This window comes from Brevundimonas aveniformis DSM 17977 (assembly GCF_000428765.1).
GTDB lineage: Bacteria > Pseudomonadota > Alphaproteobacteria > Caulobacterales > Caulobacteraceae > Brevundimonas > Brevundimonas aveniformis.
In genome coordinates this window covers 110,492-135,717 of the sequence record NZ_KE386797.1, presented here as the reverse complement: position 1 = coordinate 135,717, position 25,226 = coordinate 110,492, and the positions used below count along the sequence as shown (strand labels likewise).

The window sequence follows — 25,226 nt, the reverse complement described above, 5'->3', positions numbered from 1 at the left end:
ACAAACGGCGGCGTCACTAACGGGAGAGGCGGCGGGGGTCAACGGAGCTGCGGCACCCGACCGGTCACCAGACTGCTTCGCCGTAGGCGTTCGCGCCTTCCTCGCCCTTGGCGGCGCACAGGAACAGGGCCCAAACCCAGCCGATCAGGGGGATCAGGCCGACCGTCGCCCACCAGCCGGACTTGCCGGTGTCATGCAGGCGTCGGATGGTCACGGCGACCATCGGGACCAGCGAGATCAGGGCGAAGATGCTGGTCAGGGGCTGAAATCCGTCGGTCACCGACCAGCCCGGTCCCCCGGCAACGCCACCCGGCCCACCGAAGAACATGTTGTCGAGGATCGACAGCACGCCGGCGGTGACCAGATAGAAGACGAAGAAGATCCAGTACTCGCGGCGACCCGCGCGCCCCTGGAACTCAACGTAGCGCCGATAGACGTTGAGGATGTCGTTCATGCAGAGGCCTCCACAGGGCGCGATCGACCGATACCGAAGGCAAACCAGATCAGGGTCGTCAGGACGAAAAAGCCGATGGCGATGCCCAAAAGGGTCCAGCCCGACATCGCCACCGCCCAGATGCTGAACGCCAGGCCACCGAGGGCCGAGATCCAGTCCCAGGGACGGCGGCTGAACCGCATCAGGGCGACCGCGCAGAGGGAATAGACCACCAGAAACAGAACTGTCGTGGCTCCGATCAACAGGCCGAACTGATCGGCCAGGCGGGGCTGGGCACTGAGCAAGGCGATGACAGTCATCAAGCCGGCATGGACCAGCGGATTGGCCGGCGGCGTGATGGCACCCCGACCGAACACGCGCGGCAGGAAGCCCTGACTGGCCCCGGCGCGGGCCGTTTCACCGGTCAGCATCATCCAGCCTCCGAGGGTGCCCAGTGTCTTGGCCACGGCGCAGACGGCCACCAGGCCGGCGGCGCTCGCTCCGATCACGCGCACGGCCAGATCGGCGAACGGGCTGGTCGATTCGGCCAGGGCGCTGGCCGGAATGACGCCGAAGACCGCCGCTGTGACGGCGATGTAGACGACCGCCGACAAGGCTACCCCGGCATAGGTCGCCCGCCCGACATCGCGCTCGGGATTGCGCAGTCGAAGCGCGATCACCCCGGCCGACTCGAACCCGAGAAAGGCCCAGAAGATCAGCGCCATCGAGGCGGGGACGCTCTGGCTAAGCGGCGCGCCGTCAGGGCTCCAGGATGCGGTGAAGACCTCGGCGTCGAAGGCCATGGCTCCGGCGATGATGGCGATGGCCAACGGGATCAGGCCGATCAACAGGGTCAAACCCCCGAACCGGGCCACCGCGCGCGGCCCGGCCATGTAGATGAACGTCGTCAGCCAGATCAGGCCGATGGTGCAAAGGGCACCGGGCCACTGGTCCTTCAGAACCGGAAAGAAGTGCGCCAGATAGCCGGTTGCGGCCAGTGCGATGGCGACATTGCCGACCCAGTTCCCGGCCCAGTAGGCCAGCGAGGTCTGGTAGCCGAAGAAGCGCCCCAGGCTCTGACCCGTGTATTCTGTGGGCCCGTCGTCACGGGGGCGCAGCCGCCCCAGCCCGGCAAACACGCCGGCCAGCAACAGCGCCCCGATGGTGGCCACGATCCAGCCGATCAGGGTCGATGAGCCGATCGGTGCCAGGGTTGCCGGCAGGAGATAGACTCCCGACCCAATCATGTTGCCCGTCACCAGGAGTGCCGCGAGTCCCCAGCCGATCTTCTTTTCATTGGCGGTCATGGATGAACCTCCGCGATGCGTGACTGGAACCAGGTCACGCCCGCCTCGTGGGTGGGGCTGAGGATGCCGGTGTCATAGGCCCCCGCGCTCAGATTGGCCTGAACGGCCATGCAGATATCGGCGTCCTCAGCCGTGATCCGATCTGAGGCCTCCAGAGCGTCTTTCAACGCCTCAGGCCCGTCGTCGCGCAGGAACAGATAGTCCAGCCGGGTCCGGCCCGGGCCTTCTGGGACCATGCGCTCGATCATGGCCCCGTCGCGATAGATGTTCACCGCCAGATTGGGCCACAGCCAGCCCCATAGGCCGGCTTGCGGGCCGTCGCCCTGGGCCAGGCTCTCCTGAATGACCAGATCTCCCTCGACCGTCACGCGATAGTCGGCTCCCAGCTCCTGGGTCAGGGCAGGATGGACCGAGGCGATGTGGTAACTCTCCAGATAATTCTCGACATAGACCTTCCAGTCGCAGGCGATCTGGTGGCTGCGGCGCAAGGCGGGGCCTGGGATGCAAAGACCGCGTTCGTCGATCAGGCGTGCCAGCGGGGCGATGAAGGTGTCGAAGGCTTGCGGGGTATCGGCCATAGAGACGAAGACCAGGCCGCGCCACACCGTCAGCTTGAGGCTGAACAGGCCAAACTCGCGCGGATCAAATCCCTCGGCCGGACCAAAGCCGACCGCCGAGCGCAGCCGACCGTCGAGGGTGTAGCGCCAGCCGTGATAGGCGCAGGTCAGCTCGCCGGGGCACGACCCGCGCTCACCCTGGACCAGCGGTCCGGCGCGGTGACGACAGACGTTGTGAAAGGCCCGCAATAGCCCGTCCTTGCCCCGCACGGCGAACAGGCGATGACCGGCGATGTCCGTGGCGATCCAGTCGCCGGGGGCGAGGGCCTCGGCCTCATGGCCCAGGAACAGCCAGGCGTTGCCGAACACGGCCTGACGCTCGCGGGCGTAGGCGTCCGGGTTGCTGTAGAGGCGGGCGGGCAGGGTGCGCTGCATGGCCGATGCTTGGCCGTAGTGGCGGGCGGCGTCAATGCGGACTTGGCGACGGGGCCGACCTCCCTTATTCCCCTCGTTTTGACGGAGCCTCCCATGCCCATCACCACCGTCGGCCTCGATGCTGACGATACCCTCTGGCACAATGAGACGATCTTTCGGCTGACCCACGACCGGTTCGCCGAGATGCTGGCCGAGCATGGCGACCGCGAAGTGATCGAAGCGCGCCTGGCGGCGACCGAGCAGCGAAATCTTCGGCTCTATGGCTACGGCATCAAGGGCTTCACCCTGTCGATGATCGAGACGGCGATGGAGCTGACCGGCGGCAACGCGCCGGCGGGCGTCATCCGTGAGATCCTGGCGTGTGGGCGCGAGATGCTGGGTCATCCGGTCGAGCCGCTGCCGGGCGTGGACGACGCGCTGGCGCGCCTGTCGGAACGCTATCGGCTGGTGCTGATCACCAAAGGCGACCTGATGGATCAGGAGCGTAAGCTGGCGGCCTCTGAACTGGGCGACCTGTTCGCCGGAGTCGAGATCGTCTCGGAGAAGACCGTCGACACCTATCGCACCGTCTTTGCCCGCCACGGTACCGGGGCTGAGCAGGCGGTGATGGCGGGCAATTCGATGAAGTCCGACGTCCTGCCCGCCATCGCGGCAGGCGCGTGGGCGGCGCATATTCCGTACGTCATCACCTGGGCCCACGAACTGGCCGACGCGCCGGTCGGCGAGGCGCGGTTCGTTGCGCTGGAGAGCATCAGCGAGCTGCCGGGCTGGGTCGAGGGGATCGGCTGAGGGGTGGAATTCCACCGTGGACGGAAAAGCTGAAAAGTAGACGGTTTGGGCGGGGATGAACGCGCGTCTCGGCTCCATCGCGAAGGGGACGGGGAGGTCGCTTGAGGCAAGGTCGCGAGACGGCGAGGACGTGGGCCGACCTGTATCTCGGTCCCACCGTGGATCGCATCCCTGTTGCGTCGCCGACCGTGCTGGCACGGTCAAACGCCGAGTGCGCGCGACGTTAGGAAGCGCTAGGATCGGGCCATGCTGTATCTGGTGATCAAGGCAGTTCTGTCGGGTGTCATCATCGCGGTGGTGTCCGAGCTGGCGAAACGGTACCCGGGCCTGGGGGCCTTGGTCGCCTCCCTGCCGTTGGTGTCGATTCTGGGCATGATCTGGCTGTGGCGAGACACGGCTGATCCGCAGCGTATGGCGGCGCACGCGGGGGCAACCTTCTGGTTTGTCCTGCCGTCGCTTCCGATGTTCCTGGTGATTCCGGCCCTGTTGAACCGGGGGCTGGGTTTCTACCCCTCGCTGCTGGCCGGATGCGCTTTGACGGTGATGCTGTATCTGTTGATGGTCTGGCTGGGGCCGAGGTTCGGGCTGGCTCTCTAGCCGACGCCTGGTGGAGCGCCCGGCCCCGCGATGGAGCGGCGACGCCGCGTGCCTAGACATCGTCTCCTGCCTTCTCCTCCGTTGCGGCGCGTCCGGCGTGGAAGCGTTCGACCATGACGTCGTACCGGGGATCGAGCGGCTCGCCGCGGTGGAGTTGGAGGGCCAGTTCGACGGCGTGCTCCTGGATGAAGTCGCGCATCATGTCACCGCGCGCGGCGGCAGCGTCGGGATCATGCCGGTCCTCAATCCAGGGCAGGAGGTCGTCGAGATCGGCGATGGTGCGCGCCGCATCGGCGAAGCGGCGGGCATCGAGCGCCCGGCCCTGACGCAGGGCCTGATCGGCAAGAGCCAGGGCCTTGCGCGCCAACACCCCGGCCTTGAGATCCGGGATCGGCCACAGGTTGCGGACAAAGGCGGCCTCGGCGTCGGTGGGTGGCCGGACCAGAGGATCGCCCGCGGCGCCGGGCAGGGCGGCGGCCTCGGCCAGGGCCGCGCCGCTTTCGTCGCGCGCCGGGTCCCAGGCGGTGGACGGCGGCTGGGACTGGGACCGGCACCAGTCCCGCTTGGTCCAGCCCTCGGCGGCGGCGCGCTTCCTCAGGGCCGAGACCGACACGCCGTAGCGCGCGGCGACCGTGGGGGCCGACGCGCCCGACAGATAGGCGTGGCGGATGAGATGCCAGGTCGTCAGGCCGACGTGGCGATAGCTGGTTCTGGGCTTGGGCTGCATGGGGTCCTCTGAAATTTACTGAAGCTTCGAGGATAAGGGCGGCCCGGAGGACGGGGGTTTGGAGGGTGCGGGAAGGGCGGGATTACACTGTCGAAGGCAGAGAGGATTGGTGGTTGGGGGAATTTTGGGGAGGGATTAGCGCGGAGTCCCGCGCAGTTTCTGCAAATTGACAGCTATCTAGATATGCCCGAACAGGATTCTCTGGGAGGTGCGCATGACAAAAACGTTGATCAGGTGGGTCGTGCTCGCGCTCGGGGCAGCGGCCTTCGTGGCGTTGCTGACAAACGCCCTTACATCTGATCGCGGGCCAGACCCGGTTACGGACATTGGAGCGTGGATCACTTGGGCCGGGCGAGACCCGATCAATGCCTTCGTGATGCTCGTCTCGGCTTTCATGGCTGGCATCGGCGCATGGGGCGCCATCGTCGGCTTCCTGAAGCCACCGGCGGCGAGCCGCAGCGATCTGGAGGCGGCATCGGCTAGAACGGAAGAGGTCGTGCGCTCGGCGGCGGATCAAGCCGCCGAACGGGATGCGGACCTGTCGGAAAGCATCGCGCGGATCGCCCAAAAATTGGCGGCCGATGCGCCAGAGGCGGCCTCCGAGGATGCGAAAAAAAACGCCGAGGAAGAAACCGTCAGTCTGCTGCAAGAGATCGCTGGAGTCCAAAGCTTCGACAGAGGGGCCTTGAGGCAAGCAATCCGCCAAGGAAAACTTCGGTCGCTCTACGATCAGTTGATGGCATCAACGGGTGCGGATAGACGCGAGCACTTTCTCCTCGCCGAACGGTTGGCATGGCGTTTCGACAATAGTCTTCGGTTGCCCGCGCTTACTGCGGCAGCGGCCGTCGATCCCGATGATTATGAGTTGCAAAGGTTGATCGCCGCTCTCTCCAGAACAGAGGCTGAGCGCTTAAGCGCCATACAACACGCCGCCGTATTGGCGGACGAAGGACCGGCGGAACTGAAACAGCGCCGATTCATCAGCCTCTCTCGCATGAGCGATCTAGAATGGCCGATGCGAGAATCGTTCGCAAATGCTGCGATCGCGGCGGCGCGCACACCGCCTGAACGCGCCGAGGGGCTGGCGAACCTCGTCTATGTGGCGAACCGGGCGAGTCAGGCGAGTGTCGCCAACGGCGCGCAGTTTGAGCGCCTACGGATTCTAGAGGACCTGTCCAGAGCGTCGCCCGAAGATGTCGATGTGCTGAAAGCGCTCGGCGAGGCCTATCGCGATGAGAGCGAACGTAGCGAAGAAGCCGGCGATTTGTCGAAGAGCCATGAAGCGGACCTAAGCAGCTTAAGGGTCTTTGAACGAGCCATGCAAGTCGCCCCAGACAACGGGGAAGTCATTGCCGACTTGATAATCGCTGTGGAGCGGTTGGGGGAATGGTTTGAACGCAAGGAAGATTTCGTAAAAGCGCGATCGCATTTCGAGCGGTGCGTGGATCTTCAGGTTTATAAGATCGAAACGCTCGGCCAGTCTGAAAATTCCTTTAGAGGTTTGGCGCACTCTTGTAGACGCCTTAGCCTATTCCTTAAAGGTCAAGGTGATCTGAAGGGCGCAATGGAAGCGATGTGGCGCGCCGTTCAAGCCAAGGCGGAAGTGGTGCGCCTCAATAAATCGGACTTTCACTACTCAGGTGTCGCCGGACTGGGGTGGACTCGGGCGGACCTGGTAAAACTTCTTGTGGCGTCCGGAGATATGCAGGCCGCCCAAATCGAGGCCGCGAGTTCGATTACCGAGCTTCAGCATGGGCTGGCGGAGGGGGCGGACGCGAAAATCCGGTTGGTCCTCGCCGAGGTGAGATGCGATTTCGCAGTTGCGCTCGAATCATTGGGTGAGCTTGCCGCAGCCAAGGGTCAGTACGCCGCAGCGGCTCATGATGCCGAAATGTCAATCATACTATGTCGTCAGACAGAGCAAGAGCTTCTGGAAGAGGATTTGGAGTTGGAGCTAGATGACGACGGCGCGAGGGCTGCTTGGTCGAACGCGAGGGCTGCTTGGTCGAAGATGAGGAAAGAGGCCGAAGCAATCAGCGCGCGCGCGGCACGCGGTGCCGAGCAAGCTGGTGGCAAACTCCAAACCGGCTAACTCGATAAATGTTCGGGGAAAAGGAAACACCGCCCCACACCCTTTCCACCTCCCCCCATCCTCCTTGCCTCCCCATCCCCGCCCGCTAATCTCCCGCCAGACCGGGGGGGGGGGGAGAGCGGGTTCGCCGCGCTGTTCGTGGGCGGGAGTCTGATCTTTCCCGCGTCGCTGCTGGTGTCGCGGCTGGTGTTGCGGGCGCCGCCGGCGGCGAAGGGCAATCCGCTGGCGCGGCTGGCGCTGGAAAGCACGTTCACGCTCTTCGCCGGCATCCTGCTGGCCTGGTTTTTCCTGCGGGTCGCGCCGGAGCTGGCCTTTCCGGCGATGGCCGTGGCGATCGGGGTCCGGTACTTCGTGTTCCGCACGGTCTACGGCAACGTCGTTTACTGGCTTCTGGGCGGGGCGCTCGCGGCCCTGGGGGCGGCGGCGGCGTTCTCAGTGCTGCCCCTGCCGGTCAATCTGGCGCTGGTCGTGGGGGCGGTGGAGGTCGGGTTTTCGGTCGTGGTGTATCTGACCGGGAAGCCGGGCAGGAGCGTGGGGGTGGTTCAGGGCTGATGAGGCCCTTTACTCCGCTCACCCCGGCGAAGGCCGGGGCCCAGATCATATGGCTCGGTGAGGGCCGAGAGGGCACAGGGTCGTACTGGATATGCGCTGGCGTCATTTCATCTGGGCCCCGGCCTTCGCCGGGGTGAGCGGTAGAAGGGACCCTACAGCACCCCAATCATGCTCGCCACCAACGGATGCCGCACGATGTCCTGTTCGGCCAGGCGGACGACCGAGATCTCCGGCACGGCCTCGAGCTTTTCGGCGATGTCGGAGAGGCCGGAGACGCCGGGCAGGAGGTCGGACTGGTGGGGGTCGCCGGTGACGACCATGGTGGAGTGCCAGCCCAGGCGCGTCAGCAGCATCTTGAGCTGGACGTAGGTGCAGTTCTGGGCCTCGTCGACCACGACGAAGGCGTTGTTGAGGGTGCGGCCGCGCATGTAGCCGATGGGGGCGATCTCGATCAGGCCTTCGGCCATCAGGTGGCCGACGCGCTTCATGCTGAGGCGGTCGGACAGGGCGTCGTAGAGGGGCCGCAGATAAGGGGCCAGCTTGTCCTCCATGGCACCGGGCAGGAAGCCGATGGATTCTCCAGCCTCGACGGCGGGGCGGGACAGGACGATGCGACCGACCTTGCCGGCCTCGAGCGCCTCGACCGCCTTGGCCACGGCCAGATAGGTCTTGCCGGTGCCCGCCGGGCCCAGCGCCATGACCAGGCTGCGGCTGTTGATGGCCTCGAGCAGCTTGGCCTGGCCGTCGGATTTGGGTTTGATCGTCTTCAGATAGCCCTGGTCGCGGGCCTCGTCATTGGCGCCCAGCGGCGACCAGCCGCCGCGATCCACCGGCAGGCGGCGGACCTTTCCGTCGTCATAGGATTCACGGTTCTGACGCTTGGCGGCACGCTTGGTCATCTGAGACTCCAGACATGAAAAAAGGGCGACGCCGGAAGTGGCTCGCCCTCGACAAGGTGGATGAAAATGACTCGAACGGACGAGGGCCATCGGCCTCGACGCCAGGATCAGTCGGCGGGCATCCCCGCCGGCGAACTGAACGCAACACCCCGTTCTCCTCGCCTGGCCGAAGCAGTAGGCTCCGGCTACGGACCCGAAGGCCTTGGCCCTCGAATCGTTCAATGACTTTGATGCTATCGTGGTTTACAGGTCGTTAAAGTCGTTTCGTCTGATGAAACGCCAAATAAAACGTGGATGTGATGGGAATATATCAGCTCGGTGACAAGCAACCCCAGCTTCCCCTCGAGGGCGAATACTGGATTGCACCAAACGCAACAGTCCTAGGCGACGTGATTCTGTTGAAGGATGCAAGTGTCTGGTTTGGGGTGGTGGTGCGTGGGGACAATGATCCGATCACCATCGGCGAGCGGTCCAATATTCAGGACAACTCGGTCCTGCATACGGACGAGGGCGTGCCCCTGACCATCGGGGCGGATGTGACGGTGGGGCACAAGGCGATGCTGCATGGGTGTACGGTCGGCGACGGCTCGCTGATCGGCATCGGGGCGACGGTGCTGAACCGGGCGGTCATCGGCAAGAACTGCATCATCGGGGCGCACGCCCTGATCCCGGAGGGCAAGGTGATCCCGGACAACAGCCTGGTGGTCGGTGCGCCGGGGCGGGTGATCCGCGAGCTGGGTCAGACGGAGGCGATGTTCCTCAAGGCCTCGGCGGATCACTATGTGGCGAACTGGAAGCGGTACGCCCGGGATCTGAAGGTGATCTAGGCGATCTGCTGGCCGTCGATGGCCACCAGGCGAAGTCCGGGACGCTGCGGGCCGGTTCCGGCTGTGGCGGCCATTCGCACCGTGACCTCATCGACGGGCTCGCCGTCCAGAAGAACCAGGCTGGCGGTCGGTTGGATCATGCCAATCAGGCGGTCGGTGGTGCCGTCTGCGCCGCGCAGCGGGGCCAGGACGACTTCCATCGGCACCTGACCGCCGCCTCTGGCGCGTCCGGTGGACACCAGAACCATGGGAAGGCCATCGCGGACGGCTTGCAGGGCCGTGCGCCGCGCCAGGGGCTGGGCCGTCGGCGCAAAGAGCTGGAAAATATCGCTGCCCTTGAGAGGCCGAGCGAAAAGATCCCTGAGATTTTCGCCGGCGATCCGCAGGGCCAGGCGGTCACCCTCGCGAGCCAGCAGGAACATCTGAGGCAACAGATCGTGCACTGCAAGCGGGTCGAACTGGGCACGCGCGGGCACCCCTCCGGCGGCAAGGCCGGCCCAGCAAGCGATTAAACGCGACGTTCCAGGATGAAACACGTCGGCCTCCTTGCAGGGGTCCGACGCAAGGGGCGGGCCGATATCGTGCCGGTTTGGCTAACGGAAAGGAAACGCTTTGCCTGTCGAATGCTGAGTCGAGCGGCCCGCGTCCTGAGCGAGGCCGAGCAGAACGGAGTCGGCGATGACGCTGCGCCTGTTGATCAAATGGGGCCTGCCGGTCGTGGCGGCGGTCACGATGATGTCCGTGGCCGACCAGGCTGCGGCCCAGCAGTCCTGTCCGGGGACCTGCCCCCCGCCGGACCCCTGTGACACGGGTTGTCCGCCGCCGCCGCCGCCGCCTCCCCCGCCGCCGCCGGACCCATGCGATACGGGATGTCCGCCGCCGCCGTGCGAAGATGACTGTCCGCCGCCGCCCTGCGACGACCCGGACGATTGTGACAATCCCGACCGCCCTGACATCAATATCAATATCGATCTAGACAGTCGCTCACGGGCCGACGCCTCGGCCCGGGCCCAGGGTCGGGTTGAGAGCTTCTCAGTGTCGCGCGGCGAGCGTTCGACCATCGGCTATGGCCGTGGCTATGGCGGCAACTCAGTGGCCTATGCCGCCCCGACGATGATGGGCAATGTCGTGGTTCAGGGTCCGGCGCGCGTGGTGCGGGTGCCGTATCAGGAGCGCCGCCGGATGGAACGCCGTGTCGTGATCCGGGCGGTGTGCATGGACGCGCGCAGTGTGCCGCATCCGGCCTCCCGCATTCGACCTGATCGCGACATTCGCGATGACTATGAGGGTGAGCTGTATCGGTGCATCGCCGGGTCGTCCTTGCTGGTGACCTATGCCGATTATGAGGGCGGGGCGTTCAACTTCGACGGTGGCCAGACGATTTCCTGCCGCGCCGGCGAGGCTCTGTATCACAGCTCTGGCGGCATGGTGGAATGTCGTCCGCAAACCCAGGAACGCGACTGTTTCGAACGCAGCCTGCTGCGCCGGTTTGGGGCCGGGGAGTTCGTCCTGACGATGATCCGCGAGGAGCTCTATGAGGAGTACCGCGAGGAGACGGTGGTTGAGACGTACTCGGGCATGAGCCTGGTGTTCGACGGCGGCGTCGGTGGCCGGGTTCACTGACCACAGGCTGCGTGCCCCGTTCAGCCTGACGACAGGCGGAATTTGAGAAACAAGGGCGTCGGCACTCCGTCGACAACCTGAGCGCCTTGACCCCCGAGCCTTGCGGCCCGGGGGTCATTTTTCATCAGGGGCTATTCCGTCGCTTCGGGAACGACGCGGATGCGCCAGACGCGCTGAGGGGTCAGATACTCACGCGCCGCCGCCTGTAGGTCTTCGGGGGTAACCCGCTCGAAGTCAGTGACCAGCGACCGGATCGCGCTCAGGCGCGTCGGCTCGGTCTGGATGCCCGAGAGATTGCCCAGCCAGTATTCGTTGCCGGCCCGGCCCCGCTGGATCGATTCGACGATGGGGCGGCGCGCGCGCTCCAGCTCGTCGGCCGAAACGGGTGTGTCACGCAGTTGGGCAGCAATCATCTCGACGTCGCTGAAGAAGCCGTCCAGGCGCTCGGGCGGAGCCTCGATCGCCGCAGACAGATAGCCATAGCCGGGGATGTCCCAGCTCGGGCTCGACCCGGCCGACGGCGAGTAGGTCACCGCCTGACCCTCGCGGAGTTCTTCAACCAGACGCAGGCGCAACACCGCCGCCAGGACATTCAGCACACGCGACCGGTAGACGTCCGAGGTTGCGTCCGTGGTGGACCAGGCCATGAAGCCCAACGCCTGATCGGCGCGACCCGCATGGGTCAGGGCGACCGGCGGCTCACCGGCGGGGAAGCGAACGGCGGTGTTGGCGACGGCAGGTGCCGCCCGCTGGGGCAGGCCACCGAAGGTCGCAGCGACCGCCTGGATGACCGTGTCCACCTCAACGTCGCCGACGACGACGATCTCGATCGGTGCGCGGTCGAGGACGGGCCGGATGATGCCTTCGAGATCCCCGATGTTTGCGGCACCGACCTCTTCAAGGGAGGGCACGGCCCAACGTTGATCACCGCCGTGCATCAGCTCGGAGGCTTCGAGGCCGAACGCTCCGGACGGCGTCGAGCGAACCTGGGGCAGGGCGGCCTGATAGGCGGTGCGGACACGTTCAAACGCCTGAGGCCGGAAGGCCGGGTCAGACACATAGGCAGCCAGAGCTTGAAGCTGAACGGTCAGATCCTGCGGCCGCGTGGAGCCGCTGAGGGTCCAGTCGTCGTCCGACAAGCCGAACTGGGTGGAGACGACGTTCGACGCCAGCACGGCTTCCATGTCTTCGCGACTGATCTGACCGAGGCCGCCTTCGATCAGGGCCGAGGACGCCCCCCAGACCGGCAGGACGCGATCGTTGGACAGAGTCAGGCGTCCGCCGTCGAGATTCACGGCCACCAGAACCTCGTCGTCGCGGAAATCGGTCGGCTTGATGATCAGACGCACGCCGTTAGCAAAGCGCAGCGAGGTGACGCCGATGTCTTCAATCTGGGTCTGTTCGACCACCGGTGCTGACGGCCCGAACCCGGTATAGGGCCAGCTATGACCCTCGGTCTGGGCTGCCGCTTCGACAGCGACGCCCTGGGACGCGGCCAGGGCGGCCATGACGGCGTCGGTGCCCCCCTCGATAGCCGTCGGCGAGGACACGAAGACCAGCGGACCATCGCCGGCCATCCCGCTGCGAAGCTCGGCCATCACCCTGTCCGGTGTCAGCCCATCGACCGCGGCATTGAAGCGATCCAGGCCGGTCTGGGGCGATGAATAGACCTCCTGATCGTTGACCGAACTGGCGATGCCGTCGGCGAGGGCCGGGGTGGTTCGGGTTGAGGCCCCTGCGACATAGGATTCATAGCTGGTGCGATACTCGGTGATCTCGCGGGTCAGTTCTTCGACGGTGATGCCGTGCTCGAGAATGCGGCGGCGCTCTTGGTCGAGCATGGCCAGGGCGCGCTGCCACTCGCCCGGACGATAGCTGGCGGTCAGGGACACCTGATCCTGACTGTCGAACAGGGTGCTTCGCGAGGCCGAGGCCGAGACAAAGGCTGGGTTGTCCTGACGCCCGAGGCGCTGAAGGCGGCGGTTGAGCACCGCGAAGCCGAGCGACCGGATCAGCTCGCGTCGGCGGTTCTCGATGGTATCGGGCGTGAGCTCGGGCGGTGCCACCCAGGCCAGCTCGATCATCAGGGGCGCGCCGGCCTCGCTGAAGATAAAGGCCTCCGGGGTCCGTGGCGCGACCGCGCCCAGATCGGGTTCGGCCCCGTTTGGATGGGCGTTGGACCAGTCCGAGAACTGACCCTGAATGCGGGCCTCCATAGCCTCGACATCGAAATCACCGACGGCGACCAGGGTTGTGCGTTCGGGGCGGTAGTAGGCGTCATAGAAGGCTGTGAACCGATCCCGCGGGGCGTTCGACAATACGTCCGTGTCGCCGATCGGGAACCTCTGGGGCGCGCGCTGACCCCGCATCAGGAAATCAAAATTGGCCTGAGCCAGCCGCAGCCCCGGGCTGGCGCGGGTACGTTCTTCCGACAGGACGATGCCACGTTCACGATCAATGGCGTCGGCGGCCAGGGTGGCCCCGCCCACCATGTCACGCATGATCATCAGCGCGGTGCTGACCGTCTCGGTGTCGGTCTGTGGCAGATCGAGCTGATAGACGGTCTGGTCAAAGCTGGTGAAGGCGTTGGTATCCGGCCCAAAGGCCAGTCCCAGTCGCTCCAGGATCGGCAGGAGCTCACCTTCGGGAACGTTCGTCGTTCCGTTGAAGGCCATGTGCTCCATGAAGTGAGCCAGGCCGCGTTGGTCATCGGCCTCCATCAGCGAGCCGGCGTCGACGCGCAGGCGCAGCGACGCCTGACCCGGCGGGGTCGCATTGTGCATGATGGCGTAGCGCATCCCGTTCGACAGGGTGCCGAAGCGGATCGCCGGATCAGCCGGAATGTCGCTGTTCGCCTGAGCCCACTGGGTGCGGGACGCCCGCACGGTCGAGCCCGTTGCCGGGGCCTCTGATTGTACCGTCTGTGCGGGCGGCTGGATGGTCTGGGCGCTGGGGGTTCCCGCACAGGCGGCCAGGACCAGGAAGGAGGCGGAGGCGAGGGCTTGGGTCAGACGCATTTGAATCTCGATCAGTTGCTGAAGACCAGCCTGACCAGAAACCTGCCGAATGCAACCGTTGGGTGGTCGTTTAGCCGGTAAGGATGATCTCGGCCCCGTTCAGACGGCAGACATCGACGGCGAACAGGCGGGCGTCGTCGCCGCTCGCGAAGGTAGCCTTCATGTCATACAGGCAGCCGCCGAGGCTGGGCTGGATGACGATGACCCTGCTTTGACCGGGCGCGATACGCTGTCCGGCCAGGCGGTCCTGGCCCCAGGCCTCTGATGTGGGGCGCGACAGGCTGAAGGCCCGAAGGTCGGTTCCCCCGCCGTTCTCGATGGTAAATCGGACTTCACCGACCGGCCGGGCCATGACAGCCGCGGCAAAGGAAGCGGACACGGCCCCCACCAGAGCCAAAACGATGTAACGTTTTCTCACGGCGGCACCCCCCGGCTCGGCCATGTCCTGAGCGCAGCCTGAACCCCGACGAGGGGGGCTGTCCACTCAGGGCGCGTGAGAGGCGAATCTCTGGTAGCCCATTGCGAGAATTCGACGCGTCTCGGACCAGTCGACCCGCGCCAGGGCTTCCTGGATGGGCACGAAGGCGGCTTCGGCTGCATCGTCGCCCGCGACCGGATCGCCGGACACCCACCGCGCGGCATAGTCGATGAGGACATAGTGGTGGTCGGGGAACAGGCCGTCGACCACCTCGATCAGGCCGAGGATGTCGGCCTCAACGCCCGTTTCCTCGCGCAGTTCGCGCAAGGCGGCGTCAACAGCGCGCTCGCCAGGTTCGATGCGACCGCCGGGCAGGCTCCACTGGCCGGCGCGGGGCGGGCGACCGCGCTGGATCAGCAACACCTCCTCGCCGCGAAAACAGACCACGCCGACGGCGGGAACGGGCGTCATTGCCTTTGGCGCGGGGATAAGGTCAGACATGGGCCATGGATAGCGCCGCCCTCGCCGAGCTGAAAGCCGCCGTCGGAACCGATGGGTGGACGGACGATGCTGAGCGCATCGGGCCGCATCTGGTGGAATGGCGCGGGGCCTGGTCGGGCCGGACGCCGATCATGCTGACGCCGGGGTCGACGGAGCAGGTTGCGGCGGCGGTCAGGGTGTGCGCCAAGCATGGGCTGGCGATCACGCCACAGGGGGGCAACACCGGCCTGGTCGGCGGCCAGATCCCGCAGGGCGAGGTCCTGCTGAGCCTGACACGGATGCGGGCGGTGCGGCGCATCGAACCGCTGGAAGACGTGATGGTGGTCGAGGCGGGCCTGACCCTGCTGGAGGCGCAACAGGTCGCCGCCGGGGCCGACCGGCTGTTCCCCTTGAGCCTCGCCGCCGAAGGGACGGCGACCATCGGCGGGGTGATCTCGACCAACGCTGGCGGGACGGCGGTGCTGAGATACGGGGTCACGCGCGATCTGGTGCTGGGGCTGGAGGCGGTGCTGGCGGACGGGTCGGTGTTCCATGGGCTGAAGCGCCTTCGGAAGGACAATACGGGGTATGATCTCAAACAGCTGCTGATCGGGGCGGAGGGGACGCTGGGCGTGGTCACGGCGGCGGCGCTGAAGCTGTTTCCGATGATGCGGTCGCGGGCGACGGCGATCGTGGGGGTCGAGACGGTCGAGGCGGCGCTGTCGCTCCTGGCCACGGCCAAGGACGAGACCGGCGGGGGCGTGGAGGCGTTCGAGCTGATGAACCGGCAGGGGCTGGAGCTGGTGCTGGCCCATATTCCCGACACGCGCGCACCGCTGGAGACGGAGACGCCGTGGTCTGTGTTGATCGAGCTGGTGAGCGGCGAGCCGGGCGGGGCGGAGCGGGGGATGGAGCGGCTGCTGGAGGCGGCGTTCGAGGCCGGGCTGATCGTCGATGCGGCGGTGGCCCAGACGGCGGGGCAGGCGGCCCAGTTCTGGCGCCTGCGCGAGGATATGTCGGCGGCGCAGAAGGCGGCGGGCGGCGGCTGGAAGCACGATATCTCGCTGCCCCTGACCGAGATCCCCAACTTCATCGCCGAGACCGATGCCGCCTTGCAAATGGAGTTTCCCGGCATCCGCCAGGTGACCTTTGGCCATCTGGGAGACGGCAATCTGCACTACAATGTGGTGCCGCCGGTGGGCGAAGACCCCACAGCCTTCGCCGCGCGGCGCGACGAGGGGGCGAGGATCGTCCACGACCGCGTTGCCGCCCGCGAAGGCTCCATCTCGGCCGAACATGGCCTGGGCGTGCTGAAGACCGACGAGGCCCTCCGTTACAAGGACCCGGCCCAGGTGGCGGCGATGCGGGCGGTGCGGCAGGCGCTCGACCCGCAGCGGGTGATGAACCCTCGGGTGTTGTTCTGAAAAGGGGCGGATTTCGGCGAGGCCCGGCCCGCCGTGTCGCGGTTGAAACACAGCGACAAAGCGACAAGGCGACAGCCTGGATTATGGAAATTCAGATACTTAGCTGAGCCAGCCCTGTCACTCTCGCCGGATTGTGAGAAATGCGATGGCCTGGCGCGGGAGCGCCGACGGTCGCGCCGGCCCACGGCGCGGGATCAACCCGAACCGCTTAAACGCGGCGTGCGAACAATCGGACAATATCAAAGACCGGCGGTGAGTCTGGGCGCGGATAGGGCGGCGGGGAGACGGTGGGGCCAAATCTCACCCGACCTTGGGCCGGCAACGGTTAGAGATCGCGAATTGTGGGGATAGGGGGCGAGCGGGAGAGAAAACGCAGCGCAATGGTTGGGGCTGCGCGTAGATCGGCTCGGGAGAACGAAGATTGGGTGTGCATCCCTCTTTTCGCGTCCCTATTCTCGGACCATGTGTCTGCGTTCCGATTCTCCCCAAGTCGCCGCTATCCAATTAGCCTGGACCGTGCATGTTGGATGGACAGCCGCATTGCCGGCATTCCCTGAATCTGGTTTCGGAACATGCATAGGGGTTCCCGTTCGCGGTGCAGTTGCGGCAACAAATGTTGCCGCATTTGCCGCAGCGCGTATTCGCGAACAAAGCAAAGTCTGTCAGTTTCAGCTTCTTTTCTTCATTAGTAAGATCGTCATTTTCTGCGACGCCCTTATGAACCCATTCCTCTTCGGACAACTTTGATGCTCCCATTGAAGATTTAGATGCGTAGGAAGTCTGCCCAGTGATCGCAAATAGTGCAAGGGGCGGGAATGTAGCTGTACCCGAGAAGGATTCATTCGGTCAATGACGGCCTGGGCGTGCTGAAGAGCGGGGAGGCTCTCCGTTACAAGGACCCGGTCCAGGTGGCGGCGATGCGGGCGGTGCGGGAGGCGCTCGACCCGCAGCGGGTGATGAACCCTCGGGTGTTGTTCTAGGCTCCTGGCCACCGCAGGCCATCACGCGTGATTGATCGCCTGGGGCCGACAAGGGTTATCGACGGCCCGATCAAGGCGTGCTCGATTGCGATGCTGATCAGGGAGGGAACATGGCGGACGCGAACAAGGTTCAAACCGGCTCAACCGAGAGCGACCCGACGGTCTTCATCGAGGTGCAGAGGAACGGCCCCTATGTCGTGCATGGCGTGATCCCGATGCACGTCCAGTCGATCACCCCCAATGAGACCGGCCATTCCTGGTCCTACACCCAGGGACAGGCGTTCGAGGTCAAGGACGGGACGCGGCTGTGCCGGTGCGGGATGTCCAGAACCAAGCCGTTCTGCGACGGGTCGCATCTGAGGGCGGATGTGGACCTGGCGGAAACCGCGACGATGGAGCCGATGCTGCAACAGCGCGACACCACCGAGATGGACGGGCCGGACTATAGCCTGACGGACAATGAGAAATACTGCGCCTATGGCCGGTTCTGCGACAACGGCGACCGGTTCTGGAACGAGGTGATGGAGGGCGGCGAGGCGCACGACAAGCTGGCCATCTATATGGCGCACCAGTGCCCGTCGGGGCGGCTGCTGGTGTGGGACCGGGACAAGCGCGAGCCGATCGAGACGGCGCAGGCCGCCGAGCTGGCGCTGATCGAGGACACGGCCCTGGGGATCAGTGGCCCCTTGCAGTTGCGCGGCGGCATCCGGGTGCAGAGCGCGTCGGGCGAGAGGTATGAGGTGCGCAACCGCCAGACCCTGTGCCGGTGCGGCCAGTCATCGAACAAGCCGTTCTGCGACGGGACCCACGCCTCGATGAAGTTCAAGGACGGGTTGGGGGGATAGGGGCTAGGCCGCGACCTCCTTCATGCCGACGGACGGGTCGGCGAGTTTGGCGGGGTCGATGGGGGTCTGTCTGGCGATCAGCAGGCGGCCGGCCATGAACTCGGGCGGGGCGTTGACGGCCTCGACACAGCGGATGAGGTCGCCCTTGAGGTGGAAGACGGCGAAACGCTCGCTGTCGGGGTCGCCGCGCAGGATCTGGCGGTCGGCGTCGGTGGCAAGGCCGGCCATCTGGAGCTTGAGATCGTACTGGTCGGACCAGAACCAGGGGACTTCGGGCGGTGGCTGATCGCGACCGGCGATGGCGGAGGCGGCCTGCTTGGCCTGTTCCAGAGCGTTAGGGACGCTTTCGAAACGGATGTCGCCGCCGTAGAGGCCGCCGGGGCGGCGGGTAACGTCGCCGACGGCCCAGATCGCGGGATCGCCGGTGCGGGCGGACGCGTCGACGAGGACGCCGTCGCGGCAGTCCAGGCCGGCGCTTTCCGCCAACTCAGTATTGGCGATGGCCCCGACGCCGACGAGGGCGACGTCGCAGGCGATGCGGCGGCCATCGGCCAGGACCACGGCGCTGACCGCGCCATCGCCTTCGAGGCCGGTGACGGAGGCGTTGGTCAGGACCTCGACGCCGCGCCGGGCGTGGGCGGCCTGGTAGAAGGCCGACACGGGCGCTGAGGCCACGCGGGCGAGGACACGGGGCTCGCGCTCGATGATGGTGGCCGCGCCACCCAGCGCCATGGCGGAGGCGGCGGCCTCCAGCCCGACATAGCCGCCGCCGATGACGGCGAGGCGCGTGCCGGAGCCGAGGTGGGCCTTCAGATGTTCGGCGTCGGCGGCGGTGCGCAGGGACAGGACGCCGTCGAGATCAGCGCCGGGGAGGGGCAGGGCGCGGGCGCGCGAGCCGGTCGCCAGCACCAGGGCGTCGTAAGGGATGGTCTTGCCGCCGACCGTCACGGTTTTCGCCTCGCGGTCGATGGCGGTGACGGTCTGGCCAAGGCGCAGGTCACAGCCGTTGTCGGCCCACCAGGCGGGGTCTTTCAGTTGCAGGCTGTCGGCGTCGGCCTCGCCCTTGAGCCAGGCCTTGGACAGGGGCGGGCGCTGATAGGGCGGGATCGGCTCGTCGCCGATCAGGGTGATCGGGCCGTCGAAACCGTATTGGCGCAGGAACCCCGCGACCGAGCCGCCGGCGTGGCCGGCCCCGATGATGACGACGCGCGTGGCATGACTTTCCATGGTGAGGCTTACATCGGGCAGGGCAGGGACCGGCGCAAGGCCGCAGATTCGGCGACTGTTCGACGGAGCAGGACCGGGCTAGGTTCTTTCGGCTTGGGGGAGATCTGAATGCGGCGATTGGCGGTTATGGCGGGTGCCTGGCTGGCTCTGGTGGCACCGGCCTGGGGGCAGGTTCGTCCGGCCGTCGAACTGCGTCCCGATTTTTCCGACATGAGCCGGGCTGAGATTCGGGCTGTGACCCGGGCCATGCCCAAGGGCGGCGACCTGCATGTCCATCTGTCCGGCGTGCCCTATGCCGAGACGTATCTTAACTGGGCGGCCGAAGACGGGCTGTGCGTCGACACGGTGCGGTGGGCGCTGACCGACCCGTGCACGCCCGCGGGTGATCTGGTGCTGGCGTCGGCCCTGACCCCGGATCAGCGATCCCTGATGATGGACAGTCTGTCGACGCGCCTGCCTGCGTTCGCAGGACGGAATGGGCACGACCAGTTTTTCACGGCCTTCGACCGGTTCGGCTGGACCCGGGATTTTCGGCGCGGCGACATGCTGGCCGACCTGATGACCACCCTGGCGTTGCAGAACACCCTCTACGTCGAGGTGATGTGGATGCCGCAGTCACGCGCCTCGCGTGACGCAGGTGCCGCGGCGGGTGACGGGCATGATCTTGCGGCCATGGACGCGGCCCTGGCGGACGACCTGCCGGCCCTGGTGCAGGCCGCCATGGCCGAGACGGAAGAGATGCAGACGCGCGCGCGTCAGTTGCTGCGCTGCGACCGGCCCGACGGCTTGCCCGATGATTATGTGTGGAGCAGCTCAATCGGCTGCGGGGTCGCTGTTCGTTTCCTGATCCAGGCCAATCGGCTGGTCCCGCCGGCCCAGACCTATGGCCAGCTGGCCCTGGGCGAGGCGCTGATCGCGGCGGACCCGCGGTGGGTGGGGTTGCAACTGGTGGCACCCGAAGACCACCCCAATGCCCTAGCCAACTATGACGCCCACATGGAGATGTTCCGGCATCTGAGCGACCGGGGGGTTCCGGCATCGCTCCATGCCGGTGAGTTGACCCTGGATTATGCCACGCCCGTCGAGATCAGCGACCATGTCACACAGGCGGTTCAGGCCGGCGCGCGCCGTATCGGTCACGGGGTCGCTGTCCCCCATGAGCGGGACGCCCACGCCCTGGTCGGGCGCATGGCCTCAGACGGCATCGCGGTCGAGGTCAATCTGACGTCCAACGCCACCATTCTGGGTGTCGAGGGGGAGGATCATCCGGTGATCTGGCTGCGGCAGGCCGGGGTTCCGGTGGTCTATACGACGGACGATCCCGGCATCTCGCGATCAGACCTGTCGAACGAGTACGCCCGGGCGGTTCTGGACACCGGCGCGACCTACGAGGATCTGGTGACATCCGCGCGCAACGCCCTGGCCTTCAGCTTCCTGCCGGGGGAGGGGATCTGGCGCGATCCGGGCCGCTATGCGCAGCCGGTTGAAGCCTGTGCAGACTATCTGGCCACGGGCCGGACCTCGGAAGCCTGTGATCGCTTGCGCGACGCCAGCCCGCGGGCCCTTGAACAGCTGAGGTTCGAGATCGCCCTGTCTGAGTTCGAGCGCGACTGGACCGAGAGACGCGCGGTGAACCGGTAGGCTTTCATTCACCATCTCGGTGAACCGTGTCGAAACACCAACTCGGTAACGTGGGCCCAAAGAGAAGGGCCCATGAATCTCAAGGTAGACCTGATCCGCGCCGATGAACTGGGCGATGGCGAGCGTGCCGTGTGGCGCAGTTTCGTCGCGGCCGACAAGGCCTATGACTCGCCCTTCTTCTGGCCCGACTTTACGGAGATCGCCGGCCAGGTCGTTCCCGACGCCCGTGTGGCGGTGTTCCATCGCGACGGTCAGATCGTCGGCTTTTTCCCGTATCAGATGCGGGGTCGGGCGGCGCAGCCGCTGGCGGCTCCGATGAATGACTATCATGGTCTGATCCTGGCCCCCGGCCAGCAGCGCCCCTTGCTGGCTGCTATTCCCGGATTCCTTGAGGCCGAAACGCTGAGGGTGAACGGCTGGGTGCCGGCGGACTACGGCGGGCCGAATGCCCAGGTGCTGATGGCCAGCCTGCCCGATGGTTGGGACGCCTATTTCGCCGAGCGGATGCAGTCCCATACCAAGTTCTTCAAGGACAAAGAGCGGGCAAGGCGTTCGCTGGCCCGCGACCGGGGTGGCGAGGTGTGGACCGAGGTGGACGTTCGCGACCCCGCGCGCCTGGATGAATTGATCGCCTGGAAGCGGGACCAGTACCAGCGTACCGGTCGCCATGACGTCTTTGCCTGCGGCTGGACGGTCGATGTGCTCAAGGCACTGATGGCGGCGGATCGCCCGGATTTCGGTGCCGCCCTGGCCATTCTGTGGGCGGGGGATCGCCCCGCCGCCCTGGAGTTCAGCCTGTACGGCGGCTCGCGCTACCATTTCTGGTTCCCGTCCTATGCGGCGGACGCGGCGCGGTGCTCGCCGGGGATCTTGCTGAGCCAGGACACCATGCGGCTCAAGGCTCCGGAAGGCTTCAGCGTCTTCGACTTCGGCTTCGCCGGGGAATTCTACAAGAAGTACTTCTGCAACAAGGAAGACTGGGTCACCGAAAAAGTCGTGTACCGGTCAGCCTGGCGCAAGATGGCGCACACGGCCCTGGACCGTGTCTCGGTTGGCCCTGCCAAGGCGTTGACGGGCAGCTTGCGCCGACGCTGGGCGGTGGTCGAAGCGTGTGAGACGACCACTGTGGGGCGACTGCGAGGCGCGGCCTCATCGGCTGCGGCGGGACTGGATCGCCTCGCCTCCCATTCCCAATCAGGGGCTGCTTGAAATGACCACCCGCTATCCCGGTCCGATCTTCGAACCCCGCGTCTTCGACCATCGCATTGCTGACAGCGGCCTGGTCACCGACGCGGCCCTGGCTGAGCTCCTGGACCGCTATCCAGCCGAGCTGTTCGACATCAACCTGTATGATTATGACGATGCCGGTCAGGTGTCCCTGCGGACAGGTGCGCGCGGGGCTTCGTCAGGCGCTGATTTGCTGGAGGCTATCCAGAAGGGTCGCCTGTGGGTCAATCTGCGCGAGGTCGAGACGGGCCATCCGGCGCTCTGGGCCGAGGTGATGAAGGCCTTTGATCCGATCAAGGCCAGCTACCCGGGCCTGCGCCCGACCACCTTGTCCGGGCAGTTGATCCTGTCATCACCCAAGGCGCGGGTGCCCTACCATTTCGACCCGGCGGGCGTGGTGCTGTTCCACATGCGGGGCCGCAAGCGTTTGTGGGTCTATCCCGGCGACGAAGCCCACCTGCCGGAGCGGTCGATGGAACAGGTGGTCATGCGCCAGACGACCGAAGAGATTCCCTACAGCCAGGCCTTTGACGCCGATGCGACGGTGGTTGATCTGGAGCCGGGGCAGGCCCTGACCTGGCCCCTGTATGCGCCGCACCGGGTTGAGAACCTGTCGGCCTTCTGTGTGTCGCTGTCGATGGATTTCCAGACCTGGGGGTCGCGGTTCCGCAACGGGGCGCTGTTCACCCACGGGACGATGCGCGCGCGCGGCTTCAAGCCGGGAGCCACCGATCAACTGTCCACGCCCGGCCTGGCGGCCAGATGGGCCGCCTCGGTGGCCTTGAAGCGCACCGGCATGGTCAAGAGCCGCCTGATGGATTTCGAGCGCAGCTTCGAGCCGGATGCCAGGTCGGCTGACGGGGCCGGTTCACTGGCCTGACCGCCGCACGCCGGTGCCTAGATGACAGAGATGTCATGACCTCGATTTAAAGTGACTCGAGGCACAGGCACCCCCAGGGTTCGGCAACACAGTCCGCACCCTGGGGAGCCACCATGATCAAACCCGCCATTTTCGTCGCACTCGGCGCGCTGACGACCACGATAATCCTGGCCTCGGCGGCCCAGGCACAGGAGGTCCAGATCCGCAATACGGTGGCGCGGGTCGTGGTCATCCCGGAAGAGCGAACCGATATCCAGGTGTCGGTGGACGCGGGCTCTTCCACCCTGCCGGCCATCGAGGTGCGTCGGCGGGGCCGCGATGTGCTGATCGAGGGTGGGCTCCGTCGTCGGATCGGAAACTGTCGTTCCAGTGACTTCGTGGTGGACCCGACCCAGATGCCGGCGGGGGTCCAGGTGACTGTCCGCGATCACGGCACCATCGAAATGGCTGACGCCCCCTTGATCGTTATCCGTACGCCCATGGAGGTGAACCTGAATGCCGAAGGCGCCATCTGGGGAGCTATCGGGCGCTCTGCCGGCACCGAGCTGGGCGCAGGGGGCTGTGGGGACTGGTCGGTGGCCAATACGTCCGGCGAGCTGTCGATCGCGATAGGCGGGTCAGGAGACGTTCGCGCGGGAACCGCCCGCTCGGCTGAGGTTGCCATCGGCGGTTCCGGCAGCGCGTCTGTCGCGGCCATCAGCGGGGCCGCCGAGGTCGCCATTGGAGGATCGGGTGACGTGTCGCTGATGTCCGTCAACGGCAATACCGATATTGCCATCGGTGGGTCGGGCACGGTCCGCGTCCGCAGTGGACAAGCACCTCAGCTGGATGTGGCAGTGGCCGGCTCCGGCGATGTGGTCTTTGAGGGCGAGGTCGGGAACCTCGATGTGTCGATCGTCGGCTCGGGGGATGTCACGGTCCGGCGTGTCACGGGGGCCGTGGATCGGACAATCCTCGGCTCGGGAGATCTGAACGTCGGATCATAGATCAGGACTGGAGGGGTTGCCCTGATAGGTGGCGTTGGCGATCCTTGTCGACGTCAGTTGGAGAAGTTGCCATGCCCCGCCGTCTTGTCTGCGCCCTTGCCGCCCTGCTCGCCGCCGGCTGTGGGTCGGGCGCGGCGGATGCCAACGAAGACGGCGGCGGAGCCGTCCGGGCTGCGGGTGAGGCCATGCAGTCGGCCGGCGCGGCGGCCGGGGCAGGACACGAAGTCCCCGAGGGCCTTACCTGGATCGCTGTGCGCGACATCAACCGTGTCTATGACGACGACAACAACCCAACCAATCGCCCACCCCTGATCGACCAAGCCCCGCAGGACATGATCCGGTTGGTCGACGTCAGCCCGGATGGCCGGGAGGACTGGCTGCTGGACTACACCGAGGCCGGGTCCACCCAGTGGTGCGGAACCGGCGGATGTCGCCACCGCCTCTTCGCCTCAACGCCCGACGGGCTGGTCCAGGTGTTTGACGCCAATGCAAACGAGGTCGTGGCTGAAGGGGACGGTCGGGTGCGCGCCCGCGTTCATCACACCTATTGTGAGGGACAGTCCGGTCCCGGCGACTGCGAGATCGAAATGACCTATGATGCGGCGGCCAGGCGTCTGGTCGTCGTCTCGGGCGACGAGGATTTCAATCCGATGGGCTGGACCAGTTCGCAGTGAGAATTCGCGCCGGACGCGCTTGACGGAAACGGAATCGAACGGCATAAGCGCGCCTCTTGTTGGATCGGCTGTGTCCCTTCGGGGGCAGACGCGGTTCGCAGGAACGACCTAAGTCACTGTTCTTTGCAGCTTCTTGGGATTTCTACGGCCTTCGCGGCTTCCGCGTGGGCCGATCGTTTTTGCGGAAAGCGTGTCTGAGGGCTTCGGCCTGAGGGCTCCGGTCTTTGAAAAGTCTAGAGGACGCGGTCCGCCGCATCTGGGAACACAACCGATATGGATCAGAGCATCCGCATCAGGCTGAAGGCCTTCGATCACCGCGTCTTGGATTTTTCCACGCGCGAGATCGTCAACACGGCCAAGAGAACGGGCGCCCAGGTGCGCGGCCCGATTCCGCTGCCTACGCTGATTGAAAAATTCACCGTCAACCGCTCGCCGCACGTCGATAAGAAGTCGCGCGAGCAGTTCGAGATGCGCACGCACAAGCGCGTGCTGGACATCATCGACCCGACCCCGCAGACCGTCGACGCGCTGATGAAGCTCGACCTCTCGGCCGGCGTCGACATCTCGATCAAGCTGGGGGGCTAGGCCG

Annotated in this window: 25 protein-coding genes and 1 pseudogene; 16 read left to right on the top strand and 10 right to left on the bottom strand. The window is 65.9% G+C overall.

The genetic code is table 11. The features are described from left to right. Positions 1 to 64: 64 nt before the first annotated feature. From G391_RS0112800 to G391_RS0112790, 3 genes are read right to left on the bottom strand one after another with little or no spacing between them, the layout of a single operon-like run. Positions 65 to 454: a DUF805 domain-containing protein gene (locus G391_RS0112800; protein WP_029087866.1), complete on the bottom strand. Its 390-nt coding sequence runs from the start codon at positions 452 to 454 to the stop codon at positions 65 to 67. Further along, on the bottom strand, positions 451 to 1,740 hold the full coding sequence (locus tag G391_RS14890) for an amino acid permease (protein WP_051257386.1): 1,290 nt from the start codon (positions 1,738 to 1,740) through the stop codon (positions 451 to 453). Before G391_RS14890 ends, G391_RS0112800 begins: the two co-directional genes overlap by 4 nt. Further along, positions 1,737 to 2,732, bottom strand: coding sequence for an aromatic ring-hydroxylating oxygenase subunit alpha (locus G391_RS0112790; protein WP_029087865.1), 996 nt, complete (start codon positions 2,730 to 2,732; stop codon positions 1,737 to 1,739). The genes G391_RS14890 and G391_RS0112790 overlap by 4 nt, the downstream gene beginning before the upstream one ends. A 93-nt stretch (positions 2,733 to 2,825) precedes the next feature. Between G391_RS0112790 and G391_RS0112785 the strand changes: the two genes are divergently transcribed. Together G391_RS0112785 and G391_RS0112780 are read left to right on the top strand one after the other, a co-directional pair. Further along, positions 2,826 to 3,521 (top strand): HAD family hydrolase, encoded by a 696-nt coding sequence (locus G391_RS0112785; protein ID WP_029087864.1) that lies wholly within the window; start codon positions 2,826 to 2,828, stop codon positions 3,519 to 3,521. Positions 3,522 to 3,767: 246 nt separating this feature from the next. Further along, entirely contained in the window at positions 3,768 to 4,118 is a 351-nt protein-coding gene (locus G391_RS0112780) for a DUF3147 family protein (protein ID WP_029087863.1), read from the top strand. 52 nt (positions 4,119 to 4,170) lie between these two features. On the opposite strand, the gene G391_RS15670 is transcribed toward G391_RS0112780, so the two are convergent. Then, on the bottom strand, positions 4,171 to 4,845 hold the full coding sequence (locus G391_RS15670) for a hypothetical protein (RefSeq protein ID WP_029087862.1): 675 nt from the start codon (positions 4,843 to 4,845) through the stop codon (positions 4,171 to 4,173). Positions 4,846 to 5,059: 214 nt separating this feature from the next. Here G391_RS15670 and G391_RS0112770 point away from each other — a divergent pair, with 214 nt between their 5' ends. Continuing rightward, complete coding sequence (locus G391_RS0112770; protein WP_029087861.1) at positions 5,060 to 6,937, top strand: tetratricopeptide repeat protein; 1,878 nt, start codon at positions 5,060 to 5,062, stop codon at positions 6,935 to 6,937. 138 nt (positions 6,938 to 7,075) lie between these two features. Further along, complete coding sequence (locus tag G391_RS14885) at positions 7,076 to 7,489, top strand: DUF7010 family protein (RefSeq protein ID WP_051257385.1); 414 nt, start codon at positions 7,076 to 7,078, stop codon at positions 7,487 to 7,489. 152 nt (positions 7,490 to 7,641) lie between these two features. Here the strand turns inward: G391_RS14885 and G391_RS0112760 are convergent, their stop codons facing one another. Beyond that, positions 7,642 to 8,400, bottom strand: a complete 759-nt coding sequence (locus tag G391_RS0112760) for a PhoH family protein (RefSeq protein WP_156893966.1) — start codon at positions 8,398 to 8,400, stop codon at positions 7,642 to 7,644. Between the two features lie 287 nt (positions 8,401 to 8,687). Here G391_RS0112760 and G391_RS0112755 point away from each other — a divergent pair, with 287 nt between their 5' ends. Next, positions 8,688 to 9,215 carry a gamma carbonic anhydrase family protein gene (locus tag G391_RS0112755; RefSeq protein ID WP_029087859.1) on the top strand — a complete coding sequence of 176 codons (528 nt, stop codon included), beginning with the start codon at positions 8,688 to 8,690 and terminating at the stop codon, positions 9,213 to 9,215. Here G391_RS0112755 and G391_RS0112750 read toward each other — a convergent pair. After that, positions 9,212 to 9,751: a PAS domain-containing protein gene (locus G391_RS0112750; RefSeq protein WP_029087858.1), complete on the bottom strand. Its 540-nt coding sequence runs from the start codon at positions 9,749 to 9,751 to the stop codon at positions 9,212 to 9,214. The two genes, G391_RS0112755 and G391_RS0112750, sit on opposite strands and share 4 nt — an antisense overlap. A gap of 142 nt (positions 9,752 to 9,893) precedes the next feature. Between G391_RS0112750 and G391_RS14880 the strand changes: the two genes are divergently transcribed. Then, the gene (locus tag G391_RS14880; protein ID WP_051257383.1) at positions 9,894 to 10,838 is read left to right on the top strand and encodes a hypothetical protein; all 945 of its coding nucleotides are present in this window, start codon (positions 9,894 to 9,896) and stop codon (positions 10,836 to 10,838) included. A gap of 131 nt (positions 10,839 to 10,969) precedes the next feature. Here the strand turns inward: G391_RS14880 and G391_RS0112740 are convergent, their stop codons facing one another. From G391_RS0112740 to G391_RS0112730, 3 genes are all read right to left on the bottom strand, one after another. Beyond that, positions 10,970 to 13,855, bottom strand: coding sequence for a M16 family metallopeptidase (locus tag G391_RS0112740; protein ID WP_029087856.1), 2,886 nt, complete (start codon positions 13,853 to 13,855; stop codon positions 10,970 to 10,972). A gap of 70 nt (positions 13,856 to 13,925) precedes the next feature. Further along, entirely contained in the window at positions 13,926 to 14,273 is a 348-nt protein-coding gene (locus G391_RS0112735; RefSeq protein WP_156893958.1) for a hypothetical protein, read from the bottom strand. Between the two features lie 66 nt (positions 14,274 to 14,339). Further along, the gene (locus tag G391_RS0112730) at positions 14,340 to 14,774 is read right to left on the bottom strand and encodes an NUDIX hydrolase (RefSeq protein WP_425393397.1); all 435 of its coding nucleotides are present in this window, start codon (positions 14,772 to 14,774) and stop codon (positions 14,340 to 14,342) included. A 5-nt stretch (positions 14,775 to 14,779) separates the two neighbouring features. On the opposite strand from G391_RS0112730, the gene G391_RS0112725 reads away from it, so the two are divergent. From G391_RS0112725 to G391_RS0112715, 4 genes and pseudogenes are all read left to right on the top strand, one after another. After that, positions 14,780 to 16,177, top strand: coding sequence for an FAD-binding oxidoreductase (locus G391_RS0112725; protein WP_029087853.1), 1,398 nt, complete (start codon positions 14,780 to 14,782; stop codon positions 16,175 to 16,177). 462 nt (positions 16,178 to 16,639) lie between these two features. Then, positions 16,640 to 16,924: a hypothetical protein gene (locus G391_RS15665; RefSeq protein ID WP_156893957.1), complete on the top strand. Its 285-nt coding sequence runs from the start codon at positions 16,640 to 16,642 to the stop codon at positions 16,922 to 16,924. Positions 16,925 to 17,019: 95 nt separating this feature from the next. Next, a pseudogene (locus G391_RS15490) lies at positions 17,020 to 17,157 on the top strand (FAD-linked oxidase C-terminal domain-containing protein); the annotation flags it as partial. Between the two features lie 110 nt (positions 17,158 to 17,267). Then, positions 17,268 to 18,002: a CDGSH iron-sulfur domain-containing protein gene (locus G391_RS0112715; RefSeq protein ID WP_029087852.1), complete on the top strand. Its 735-nt coding sequence runs from the start codon at positions 17,268 to 17,270 to the stop codon at positions 18,000 to 18,002. A gap of 3 nt (positions 18,003 to 18,005) precedes the next feature. Here G391_RS0112715 and G391_RS0112710 read toward each other — a convergent pair whose 3' ends face one another. Then, a complete protein-coding gene (locus G391_RS0112710; RefSeq protein WP_029087851.1) occupies positions 18,006 to 19,229 on the bottom strand; it encodes an NAD(P)/FAD-dependent oxidoreductase in 1,224 nt (407 codons plus the stop codon). A 108-nt stretch (positions 19,230 to 19,337) separates the two neighbouring features. On the opposite strand from G391_RS0112710, the gene G391_RS0112705 reads away from it, so the two are divergent. The 6 genes from G391_RS0112705 to rpsJ all read left to right on the top strand — a co-directional run bounded on the left by G391_RS0112705 (position 19,338) and on the right by rpsJ (position 25,222). Next, on the top strand, positions 19,338 to 20,870 hold the full coding sequence (locus G391_RS0112705; protein WP_084169249.1) for an amidohydrolase family protein: 1,533 nt from the start codon (positions 19,338 to 19,340) through the stop codon (positions 20,868 to 20,870). Positions 20,871 to 20,942: 72 nt separating this feature from the next. Continuing rightward, positions 20,943 to 22,079 (top strand): GNAT family N-acetyltransferase, encoded by a 1,137-nt coding sequence (locus G391_RS0112700; RefSeq protein WP_029087849.1) that lies wholly within the window; start codon positions 20,943 to 20,945, stop codon positions 22,077 to 22,079. A 1-nt stretch (position 22,080) separates the two neighbouring features. Continuing rightward, positions 22,081 to 22,977 carry a cupin-like domain-containing protein gene (locus G391_RS0112695; RefSeq protein ID WP_035304544.1) on the top strand — a complete coding sequence of 299 codons (897 nt, stop codon included), beginning with the start codon at positions 22,081 to 22,083 and terminating at the stop codon, positions 22,975 to 22,977. Positions 22,978 to 23,090: 113 nt separating this feature from the next. After that, the gene (locus G391_RS0112690; protein ID WP_156893956.1) at positions 23,091 to 23,963 is read left to right on the top strand and encodes a GIN domain-containing protein; all 873 of its coding nucleotides are present in this window, start codon (positions 23,091 to 23,093) and stop codon (positions 23,961 to 23,963) included. Positions 23,964 to 24,034: 71 nt separating this feature from the next. After that, positions 24,035 to 24,637, top strand: a complete 603-nt coding sequence (locus tag G391_RS0112685) for a hypothetical protein (protein WP_029087846.1) — start codon at positions 24,035 to 24,037, stop codon at positions 24,635 to 24,637. Positions 24,638 to 24,910: 273 nt separating this feature from the next. Continuing rightward, positions 24,911 to 25,222 (top strand): 30S ribosomal protein S10, encoded by a 312-nt coding sequence (rpsJ, locus tag G391_RS0112680; protein WP_029087845.1) that lies wholly within the window; start codon positions 24,911 to 24,913, stop codon positions 25,220 to 25,222. The last annotated feature ends 4 nt before the right edge of the window (positions 25,223 to 25,226 follow it).

Excerpts from the sequence above, each read along its gene's own strand:
- G391_RS0112730 (WP_425393397.1), bottom strand. The coding sequence starts at position 14,774 with ATGTCTGACCTTATCCCCGCGCCAAAGGCAATGACGCCCGTTCCCGCC.
- G391_RS0112715 (WP_029087852.1), top strand. The coding sequence starts at position 17,268 with ATGGCGGACGCGAACAAGGTTCAAACCGGCTCAACCGAGAGCGACCCG.
- G391_RS0112710 (WP_029087851.1), bottom strand. The coding sequence starts at position 19,229 with ATGGAAAGTCATGCCACGCGCGTCGTCATCATCGGGGCCGGCCACGCC.
- G391_RS0112690 (WP_156893956.1), top strand. The coding sequence starts at position 23,091 with ATGATCAAACCCGCCATTTTCGTCGCACTCGGCGCGCTGACGACCACG.
- G391_RS0112800 (WP_029087866.1), bottom strand. The coding sequence starts at position 454 with ATGAACGACATCCTCAACGTCTATCGGCGCTACGTTGAGTTCCAGGGG.
- G391_RS0112780 (WP_029087863.1), top strand. The coding sequence starts at position 3,768 with ATGCTGTATCTGGTGATCAAGGCAGTTCTGTCGGGTGTCATCATCGCG.
- rpsJ (WP_029087845.1), top strand. The coding sequence starts at position 24,911 with ATGGATCAGAGCATCCGCATCAGGCTGAAGGCCTTCGATCACCGCGTC.
- G391_RS0112695 (WP_035304544.1), top strand. The coding sequence starts at position 22,081 with ATGACCACCCGCTATCCCGGTCCGATCTTCGAACCCCGCGTCTTCGAC.
- G391_RS0112705 (WP_084169249.1), top strand. The coding sequence starts at position 19,338 with ATGCGGCGATTGGCGGTTATGGCGGGTGCCTGGCTGGCTCTGGTGGCA.
- G391_RS0112770 (WP_029087861.1), top strand. The coding sequence starts at position 5,060 with ATGACAAAAACGTTGATCAGGTGGGTCGTGCTCGCGCTCGGGGCAGCG.
- G391_RS0112740 (WP_029087856.1), bottom strand. The coding sequence starts at position 13,855 with ATGCGTCTGACCCAAGCCCTCGCCTCCGCCTCCTTCCTGGTCCTGGCC.
- G391_RS0112685 (WP_029087846.1), top strand. The coding sequence starts at position 24,035 with ATGCCCCGCCGTCTTGTCTGCGCCCTTGCCGCCCTGCTCGCCGCCGGC.
- G391_RS14890 (WP_051257386.1), bottom strand. The coding sequence starts at position 1,740 with ATGACCGCCAATGAAAAGAAGATCGGCTGGGGACTCGCGGCACTCCTG.
- G391_RS14880 (WP_051257383.1), top strand. The coding sequence starts at position 9,894 with ATGACGCTGCGCCTGTTGATCAAATGGGGCCTGCCGGTCGTGGCGGCG.
- G391_RS0112790 (WP_029087865.1), bottom strand. The coding sequence starts at position 2,732 with ATGCAGCGCACCCTGCCCGCCCGCCTCTACAGCAACCCGGACGCCTAC.
- G391_RS15665 (WP_156893957.1), top strand. The coding sequence starts at position 16,640 with ATGTGTCTGCGTTCCGATTCTCCCCAAGTCGCCGCTATCCAATTAGCC.
- G391_RS0112700 (WP_029087849.1), top strand. The coding sequence starts at position 20,943 with ATGAATCTCAAGGTAGACCTGATCCGCGCCGATGAACTGGGCGATGGC.
- G391_RS15670 (WP_029087862.1), bottom strand. The coding sequence starts at position 4,845 with ATGCAGCCCAAGCCCAGAACCAGCTATCGCCACGTCGGCCTGACGACC.
- G391_RS0112785 (WP_029087864.1), top strand. The coding sequence starts at position 2,826 with ATGCCCATCACCACCGTCGGCCTCGATGCTGACGATACCCTCTGGCAC.
- G391_RS0112725 (WP_029087853.1), top strand. The coding sequence starts at position 14,780 with ATGGATAGCGCCGCCCTCGCCGAGCTGAAAGCCGCCGTCGGAACCGAT.
- G391_RS0112755 (WP_029087859.1), top strand. The coding sequence starts at position 8,688 with ATGGGAATATATCAGCTCGGTGACAAGCAACCCCAGCTTCCCCTCGAG.